The 8,596-nt window shown below is 71.3% G+C and carries 9 protein-coding genes; 5 read left to right on the top strand and 4 right to left on the bottom strand.

Features of this window, described 5'->3' with window-relative positions; all coding sequences use genetic code 11:
- Window positions 1–16 precede the first annotated feature (16 nt).
- A complete protein-coding gene (locus tag HF577_RS26120; RefSeq protein WP_169398600.1) occupies window positions 17–466 on the bottom strand; it encodes a MaoC family dehydratase in 450 nt (149 codons plus the stop codon).
- On the bottom strand, window positions 463–1,257 hold the full coding sequence (gene hisN / locus HF577_RS26115) for a histidinol-phosphatase (protein ID WP_169398599.1): 795 nt from the start codon (window positions 1,255–1,257) through the stop codon (window positions 463–465). Before hisN ends, HF577_RS26120 begins: the two co-directional genes overlap by 4 nt.
- A 165-nt stretch (window positions 1,258–1,422) precedes the next feature.
- On the opposite strand from hisN, the gene HF577_RS26110 reads away from it, so the two are divergent.
- Complete coding sequence (locus HF577_RS26110; RefSeq protein WP_169398598.1) at window positions 1,423–2,079, top strand: response regulator transcription factor; 657 nt, start codon at window positions 1,423–1,425, stop codon at window positions 2,077–2,079.
- Between the two features lie 12 nt (window positions 2,080–2,091).
- Entirely contained in the window at window positions 2,092–3,381 is a 1,290-nt protein-coding gene (locus tag HF577_RS26105) for an ATP-binding protein (protein WP_169398597.1), read from the top strand.
- A gap of 27 nt (window positions 3,382–3,408) precedes the next feature.
- On the opposite strand, the gene HF577_RS26100 is transcribed toward HF577_RS26105, so the two are convergent.
- Entirely contained in the window at window positions 3,409–3,918 is a 510-nt protein-coding gene (locus HF577_RS26100; protein ID WP_169398596.1) for a GtrA family protein, read from the bottom strand.
- Between the two features lie 57 nt (window positions 3,919–3,975).
- On the opposite strand from HF577_RS26100, the gene HF577_RS26095 reads away from it, so the two are divergent.
- Together HF577_RS26095 and purE are read left to right on the top strand one after the other, a co-directional pair.
- Window positions 3,976–5,196, top strand: coding sequence for a 5-(carboxyamino)imidazole ribonucleotide synthase (locus HF577_RS26095; RefSeq protein ID WP_312859392.1), 1,221 nt, complete (start codon window positions 3,976–3,978; stop codon window positions 5,194–5,196).
- Window positions 5,189–5,692 carry a 5-(carboxyamino)imidazole ribonucleotide mutase gene (gene purE / locus HF577_RS26090; protein WP_169398595.1) on the top strand — a complete coding sequence of 168 codons (504 nt, stop codon included), beginning with the start codon at window positions 5,189–5,191 and terminating at the stop codon, window positions 5,690–5,692. Before HF577_RS26095 ends, purE begins: the two co-directional genes overlap by 8 nt.
- 329 nt (window positions 5,693–6,021) lie before the next feature.
- Here the strand turns inward: purE and HF577_RS26085 are convergent, their stop codons facing one another.
- Window positions 6,022–6,846 (bottom strand): YmdB family metallophosphoesterase, encoded by an 825-nt coding sequence (locus tag HF577_RS26085; RefSeq protein ID WP_169398594.1) that lies wholly within the window; start codon window positions 6,844–6,846, stop codon window positions 6,022–6,024.
- A gap of 304 nt (window positions 6,847–7,150) precedes the next feature.
- Between HF577_RS26085 and HF577_RS26080 the strand changes: the two genes are divergently transcribed.
- Window positions 7,151–8,572, top strand: coding sequence for an MFS transporter (locus HF577_RS26080; protein ID WP_169398593.1), 1,422 nt, complete (start codon window positions 7,151–7,153; stop codon window positions 8,570–8,572).
- The last annotated feature ends 24 nt before the right edge of the window (window positions 8,573–8,596 follow it).

Genomic DNA, 8,596 nt, shown 5'->3' with positions numbered 1-8,596 from the left:
GGCGAGGAGGGCGGGGCTACTGCGCGTCGCGCGTGCCGAACATCCCGGTGAACGTGCTGCTGTAAACCAGTTCGTCGCCGCGGTGCAGCAGCGCCCGCAGCCGCACCAGCCCCAGCCCCGGGCGGCTGCGGGAGCGCCGCGCCTCCAGCACCTCCATGGTCGCCCGCAGCTCGTCACCCGCGAAGACGGGTGCCGGCCAGCGGATCTCGTCGCCGCCGGGGGAGCCGACGGACGTGGCGCGCGCCAGCACGCCGTCGGCGTAGGCGCGCATCCAGAGCGCCGCGGTGAACCAGCCGGATGCCGCCAGGCGGCCGAAGATCGACGCCGCCCCAGCCTCCTCGTCGACGTGGAACGGCTGGGGGTCGAACCGGCGGGAGAACGCGAGCATCTCGTCCCGGTCCACGACCGTCGTCCCCAGGTCGAAGACCCGGCCCGGGGTGAAGTCCTCGTAGGCGAGCTCGGTCACGGGTTCCGCTTCTCCCTGCCGATGATCGCCAGCGCGTCGTCGTGCAGCCTGCCGTTCGAGGCGATCCCGTCCCCACCGGCGGGCGTCGCCACCCCGGCGAGGTCGGTGAGCGCGCCGCCCGCCTCGGCGAGGATCGGCAGCAGCGCGGCCAGGTCCCACGTGTTCGCGATGACGTCGACGGCGAGGTCGAGCACGCCCTCGGCGACGAGGCAGTGCTGCCAGAAGTCACCGAAGGCGCGGCTCTCCCAGCAGGAGTCGACGAGGCGCAGGTAGTCCTCGCGGCGTCCCAGCTCGGCGAACGTCGTGATGTCGGTGGTGGAGACGTACGCGTCGGCGAGGTCCGTGACGCCGGAGACGCTGATCCGGCGCGGCGGGGCGCCCGGGGCGTCGGTGGTCCACGCGCCGGCACCGCGGGCTGCCCACCAGCGCCGGCCCAGTGCGGGCGCGCTCGCGACCCCGACGACCGGCTCGCCGTCCACGGCGAGGGCGATCAGGCTGCCCCAGACGGGCATGCCGCGCGAGAAGTTCTTGGTCCCGTCGATCGGGTCGAGCACCCAGCCGCGGCCGGACTCCGGCACTCCACCCCCACCCTCCTCACCGAGGACGGCGTCGTCCGGACGTTCCGCTGCGAGGGTGCGGCGGATGGCGTCCTCGGCCGCGGTGTCCGCGTCGGTGACCGGCGTGCGGTCCGGCTTGCGGGTGACCCGCAGGTCGGCCGCGCGGAACCGGTCGAGGGTGATGGCGTCCGCGGTGTCGGCGAGACGCAGGGCGAGCTCGAGATCGCTGTCCACAACGGGAGAGCCTGCCTCACCCGCCGGTGACGCCGAGGTTCGCTCCCGCGACACGGCCGGCAGGTGACCGTCGTGAGCTCGCCGGTGACGGAGTGAGCGGGGACGCGGGGCGTGCCGCGGCCCGATTGTCGGACCGCCCGACCAGAAGGTGCATACACTGGGCTTGTGACCACCGTCCTGTTGGCTGAGGACGACGCCGCCATCGCGGAACCTTTGTCGCGCGCTCTGCAGCGCGAAGGTTACGACGTGGACGTCGCCGTCGATGGCGCCGCCGCGCTGGAGCGGGTGCGGCTCGGGCAGGTCGACCTGCTCGTTCTCGATCTGGGTCTACCCGGGATGGACGGGTTGGAGGTGTGCCGCAGAGTGCGGCTCGACGCCCCTGACCTGCCGGTCCTCATGCTCACCGCGCGCACCGACGAGGTCGACTTCGTCGTCGGGCTGGACGCGGGGGCCGACGACTACGTCGGCAAGCCGTTCCGGCTCGCCGAGCTGCTGGCGAGGGTTCGGGCGCTGCTGCGCAGGCTCACCCCGGAGTCGGTCGAGGTGGGCGGCGTACGCATGGAGCTGTCCGGGAGGCGGGTGCTCGTCGACGGGGCCGAGATCGGCCTCGCCAACAAGGAGTTCGAGCTGCTGCGCGTGCTGCTGTTGCGCGCCGGCCAGGTCGTCACCCGCGAGGAGATTCTCCGCGAGGTCTGGAACGACCCGGAGATGAAGACCTCCAAGACCCTGGACATGCACATGTCGTGGTTGCGCCGCAAGATCGGCGGTGAGCGCCGGATCGCTACTGTGCGCGGCGTCGGTTTCCGGTTCAACCACGACTGATCGGTATCTGCGTTGCGTCGCCGCATCCTGCAGTCCACTTTGCTCGTCGTCGCGATCACCGCGCTGGTGCTCGGCGGGCCGCTCACCATCACCACCTGGCGGCTCGTCGAGGACTTCACCCGCGGCGAGCTGACGTCCAGCCTCGAACGGGTCGCCGGGCGGCTGGACGCCACCCTCACCGGCGCCAACGGCGACTTCTCCAACGTCGACATGCGGGCGCTCGAGCTGGCCATCCCGGCGGGCGGTCGCCTCGTGCTGCAGCAGGCCGGTCAGCCGCCGCACGTGATCGGCCCCGACGTGGGGGCGAACCCCGTGTCGGAGACCATCCCCTTCGGTCCAGGTGGCTCGATCACGCTCGAGGAGCCACACCTGGTCCTGCGTGCCGAACAGGTGCAGGTCACGCTCGTCGTCGCGTTGCTGGTGGTGCTCTCGGTCGCCACCGGAGCGGTGGTGGCCACCGTCACCGCCCGGCGGCTGGCCGAGCCGCTCCGCGGAGTCGCCGACCGCGCGGCCCGACTGGGCGCCGGCGACTTCCGCTCCGCACCCGAGCGGCACGGCATCCCCGAGCTGGACGCGGTGTCCGACGTCCTCGACACCTCGGCCACGGCGCTCGCGGAGCTCGTGCAGCGCGAGCGCGCGCTCGTCGGTGATGTGTCTCACCAGCTGCGCAGCCGGCTCACCGCACTGCAGCTACGGCTCGACGAGCTCACCCAGCATCCCGACCCGAGCGCGCGCCGGGAGGCACTGGCCGCGCTGGAGCAGGCCGAGCGCCTCTCCGCCGTGCTCGACGAGCTGCTCGAGGCCGCCCGCGCGGCCCGGGCGGCCGGAGCGCAGCTGCAGGACCTGCGGGAGGGGCTCAGCACCGTCGCGGACGAGTGGCGGCCGGCTCTGCGCGCCGCCGGGCGGTCGCTGAAGCTGCGGGTGCCCGCCGGGTTGCTGGCGCGGGTGACGCCCGCCCGGATCCGGGAGGCGGTCGGGGCGCTGGTCGAGAACGCGATCCAGCACGGGGCCGGCACCGTCACGCTCAGCGCACGGGCGGCGGAGAACAGCCTGCTCATCGAGGTCAGCGACGCCGGAGCGGGGGTGCCGGAGGAGCTGGTGCCCCACGTCTTCGACCGCGGGGTCTCGGTGGGGTCGTCCACCGGGCTCGGGCTCGCGCTGGCCCGGGCACTCGTCGAGGCCGACGGCGGGCGGCTGGAGCTGTCCCGGGCCCGGCCGCCGATGTTCACGATCTTCCTGCCGGTGGCGCGGGCGGACGCCGTGGTGGGCACGCCGCTGCCGGTCTCCTCACCACCGCGCTGACCGCCCCGGGGCCCTCCCCCGGGGGGCTCAGCTCGTGGGGACCTTGCTGCGCGCGTTCTCGTCGGGGAAGACGAACCGCCGGAACGCCCACCAGCGGAACGCCATGCCGGCGAGCACCCCGATGATCTGGCCACTGACGAAGTCGGCGATCTCCTGGGTCAGGAGGCTCACGTCCGGCACCTGGAGATCGAGCACGTAGCGCGATATCGCCAGCGGGGCCGTGTAGACCACCACGCCCACACCGCTGATGATGAAGAACAGCGCGGCCTCGTGGTGCCGGTCCCGGCCTCCACGGGTGCGGAAGGACCACTCGCGGTTCAGGACATAGGACACGATCGTGGCCACCAGCACGGAGATGATCTTCGCCGTGATGGGCTTGTCGCTGAGAACGGTGCTCTTGAGGAACAGGAAGATCGCGGTGTCGATCACCCAGGTCGAGCCGCCGACCACGGCGAACTTCACGAGCTCGCGATGCTTGACGGCGACGTCACGGTAGGGCTGCGGGATGGCTGCCAGCACCGACTCGACCATAGGCACCTGCTCGATCGTGCCAGACGCCGAGAGCGCGGCGCCCGCAGGTAGGCTTCCCGCATCGTGGACCCGTCCGTTTCCCGCCCCCTTCCCGTCGTCGGCATGATCGGCGCCGGGCAGCTGGCCCGCATGACCCACCAGGCCGCCATCGCGCTCGGCCAGTCGCTCCGGGTGCTCGCCGAGCGCCCCGGCGACCCCGCCGCGCTGGTGTGTGCCGACGTGCACAGCGGAGCCGCCGCCGACCTGACTGCGGTGCGCCAGTTCGCGCGCGGCGCCACGGTGGTCACCTTCGACCACGAGCAGGTGCCGCAGGAGATCCTCCGCGCGCTCGTCGCCGCGGGTGTCACCGTGCACCCGCGCCCGGACGCGCTGCTGCACGCCCAGGACAAGCTGGTGATGCGGCGCAGGCTCGCCGGGCTCGGTGCTGCCGTGCCGCGGTTCGCCGAGGTCCGCGACGCGAGCGACGTCGAGCGTTTCGGCGCCGAGCACGGCTGGCCCGTGGTGCTCAAGGCCGTCCGCGGCGGGTACGACGGCCGCGGCGTCTGGATGCTCGACGCCCCGGCCGAGGATCTGGTCGCCGAACTGCTGGCCGCCGGCACGCCGCTGATGGTCGAGGAGGCCGTCCCGATGCGCCGCGAGCTGGCCGCGCTCGTCGCGCGCTCGCCGTACGGCCAGGCGGCGGCGTGGCCCGTGGTGGAGACGGTGCAGGAGCAGGGCCAGTGCGTCCAGGTCCTGGCGCCGGCCCCCGGCCTGGACGAGGACGTGGCCGTCACGGCGCAGGAGCTCGCCCTGCGCATCGCGGCGGAGCTCGACGTCACCGGCCTGCTGGCCGTCGAGCTGTTCGAGCGCACGGACGGCGCGCTGGTCGTCAACGAGCTCGCGATGCGCCCGCACAACTCCGGGCACTGGACGATCGAGGGCTCCCGCACGTCCCAGTTCGAGCAGCACCTGCGTGCGGTGCTCGACTACCCGCTCGGCACGACCACGCCCACCGCTCCCGCCGTGGTGATGGCCAACGTGCTCGGCGCCGCCCAGCCGCCCGCCATGAGCACCGACGAGCGGCTGCACCACCTCTTCGCGCGGTTCCCCGACGTCAAGGTGCACCTGTACGGCAAGGAGGAGCGGCCGGCGCGCAAGGTGGGCCACGTGACGGCGCTGGGCGCCGAGATGGACGTCGTGCGCCGCCGGGCCGCGCTGGCCGCGGCGTGGCTCTCCACCGCCGAGTGGCCCGACGGGTGGTCGCCCCACACGGGGACGGTCGAACGGGAGGTGCAGCATGCCTGAGCCACTGGTCGGCGTGATCATGGGCAGCGACTCGGACTGGCCGGTGATGGAGGCCGCTGCGCTGGCCCTCGCCGAGTTCGACGTGCCGCACGAGGTGGGCGTGTACTCCGCCCACCGCACCCCGCAGCGCATGCTCGACTACGCCACCGCCGCGGCCGGCCGCGGGCTGCGCGTGGTGATCGCCGGTGCCGGCGGGGCCGCGCACCTGCCCGGGATGGTCGCCGCGGCCACCCCGCTGCCCGTGATCGGCGTGCCGGTGCCGCTCGCGAAGCTCGACGGGCTCGACTCGCTGCTGTCGATCGTGCAGATGCCCGCCGGGGTCCCGGTGGCCACCGTCGCGGTGGGCGGCGCACGCAACGCCGGCCTGCTCGCCGTCCGGATCCTGGCGGCCGGTGACCCCGAACTTCTGGCCCGGATGGAGCGGTTTCAAGCCGAGCTGGCGGCGTCCGTCCTGGCCAAGGACACGGCCCTGCGGGCCGCCGCGGGGCAGGGCTGAGGACGCCGAAAATCCCGTGGCGCGCTGCCGCTTCCCGCACGTAGGGTGGCAGTACACGTGAGAGGAGGTGGTCCAGCGTTGATTAGCTACAGGACTCGTGAGGTGGCTGTCCGCTAGCACCACAGGACTCGTTTCGACGGCCAAGTGGAAGCCGGTGTGGTGCCGGCGAATTCCAGGCAGTCACCCGTGATCCCCGGGCCCGAGCCCGTCCAGCTCGGCTTGCGCACCCGATGGTGCGGCCCGGGGATCACGCACGTCCACGTCCCTCACGAGCTCGGCACGAGGGCTGCGGGGCGTCCCCACGAACCGGGTCGGGACATGCCGGACGGTCAGCTGACCCGCTCGATCGCCGTGGACCGGTTCCCGTCGATCGTCACCACGACCGCGCCGAGGGTCATCGGGCCGTCGGCGAGCTCGTACGGCGGGAGATCCGTGACGTCCTCGCCCCGCAACGTGGCCACCCAATGCGCCGGGGCGATACCGGTGACGCCGCCGAGCCGTCCGGTCATCCCCACGTCGGTGACCAGCGCCGTGCCGCGGGGGAGCAGGTGCAGATGGTGGGTGGCCTCGTGGGTGTGGGTGCCCAGCACGGCGGCCGCCTGGCCGTCCACCGCATAGGCGAACGCCTGCTTCTCGCTGATCACCAGGCCGTGGAGGTCGACGATGGTGGCCCCCTGCCGATCGACGGCCTCCCAGGCCGGCCAGAGCGGGCCGACATGCCCCGGGTGGTCGAGCCAGCGCTGGAACATCGGCTGGGCCTCCACCACGGCGGATCTGCTCATCATGTTGACCACCGTGATCGCGTGGTCCCGGACACCCAGCGTGATCGAGCCCTTGCCGGGAACGCCGACGGGCATGTTCGCCGGGCGAAGCACGCGCGGATGCGCCAGTACCCGTTCCACCTCGGCGACCTCGCCGTCCCACGCGTGGTTTCCGCTGGTGATGACATCCACCCCGGACTCGCAGAGCCGTCGCACGATGTCCTGGCTCATACCGAAACCCGTGCGGATCCGCGGCCCGCTGCGCAGTGCATTCTCGGCGTTGACCACGACAAGATCCGCCCGGCGCTCCCGGCGGAGCGTCGGAACCCGCTCGCAGACGTAATCGACTGCATCGGGTCCGACGACGTCTCCCAGAAATAGCACGCGCGACATGTCCGGTCCTTACTTGTTGTCGAGTTTCCGACGAGTCTGCTGATCGGGGCGAATCATGGAAACGAGCGAGGAGTTGCACCGCAAATCGCATCTACCGTAGGCACAACCGGCAGCCTCTGGCATAGATAGTCATCACCACAGTATGGCCTCGGCCACTCCGGGGAACCGGACGGAGTTGTCCGGGCTTCGGTCGGTGCAATTTTACCGGAGTTCACCAGAGTGTCACGCCGGGTCAGCATTACCGTCGGAGAGCTTCTTGGAATGTTGACGTCGGCCGAGTTGTGCCTGGAGTATGGAGCTGCAGATGCTGCGATCAGTCCACCGTGGCCGGACGGTGGTGCCGGTGATATCCGACCCGATCGAGGAAGCGCTGGACGATGCGCCATTGAGCCTGTTCCATTTCAAGGCGGCGATCACGGCGGGTGCGGGTTTCTTCACCGACGCGTACGACCTCAACGTCATCGGTACGGTGATGTTGCTCGTGAGACCACAGTTCGGGCTCGACGCGGGCCAGGTGGCGGTGGCCAGCAGTTCCGCGTTGCTGGCCACCGCGATCGGCGCGTTCCTCTTCGGACGGTTGGGCGACCTGCTCGGCCGGCGCCGGATCTACGGGCTCGAAGCAGCGATCATGGTGGTCGGCGCCCTGCTCTCCGCCGTCTCACCCAACTTCACGTGGCTGCTGGTCGCCCGGTTCATCCTCGGCCTGGGCATCGGGGGCGACTACCCCGCGTCCGGCGTGATCATGACGGAGTACGCGAACCGCTTCAATCGAGGCAGGTTGGTAGGCCTGTCGTTCGCGTTCTACGTCCTCGGGCAGATGACGGCGTATCTCGTGTCGTTGCTCATCCTGGCGGCGGGCACGCCATCCGATCTGGCGTGGCGCCTTATCCTCGGCTTCGGCGCGGTTCCGTCGATCATCGTGCTCTGGAACCGCAGGCACATGCCCGAATCGCCGCGCTGGACGTTGCGGGTGGCGGGGGACCGGGAGCGGGCGGCCGACGATCTCTCCGCGTTCTCAGAGCGAAGCGGGATCGGTGTGGTCTCCCGCCCGGCTCGCGTGAAGCTCTCATTGAGAGACATGCTCCTGAACAGGATCTTTCTCCTCACACTCGTGGGCACCGGGGTGAGCTGGTTCTTCTACGACGTGGCGTCCTACGGCAACTCGGTGAGCCAGCCGCTGCTGATCAAGAGCATCTCACCGGCCACCGACAACGTGACGAACGTGGCGATCAACGCCCTGCTGGTGGTCTGCTTCGGAGTGACCGGTGCGCTGGTCGGGCTCGCCGTGATCGACCGTATGCGGCGAACCACGTTGCAGATCTCCGGACTCTGCCTGTGTGCGGCATCGATGCTGCTGATCGCCGCGATCCCGGGCCTGACGGATACGGTGGCGCCATTCGCGGTGGTGTTCGGGCTGTCCCTGTTCGGTTCCGCATTCGGCCCGAATCCGGGCCTGATTCTGTTGAGCGCGGAGTGCTACCCGACGGCGGCGCGGAGCACCGGCCACGGGATCTCTTCCAGCCTCGGCAAGGTGGGGGCGTTCCTCGGCGCTTTCGTCGCACCGCTCGTGCTGAGCGCCTACGGCCTGAGGATCACCACGTTGCTCGCGGGTGTGTGCTTCGTGCTGGCGATTCTCGCGACCCTGGTGCTGCGGGACCCGTCCGGCGTGCCACTGGACGCCGCCAGCGCGGAGATGGAGGGGGGCCTCCGCGGCACCCGTGGCTGAGGCCCTGTGACCGACCGAGGAGGA

The sequence above is a fragment of the Pseudonocardia xinjiangensis genome (assembly GCF_012911925.1).
Lineage (GTDB): Bacteria > Actinomycetota > Actinomycetes > Mycobacteriales > Pseudonocardiaceae > Pseudonocardia > Pseudonocardia xinjiangensis.
This window is presented reverse-complemented; position numbering and strand designations above follow the sequence as displayed.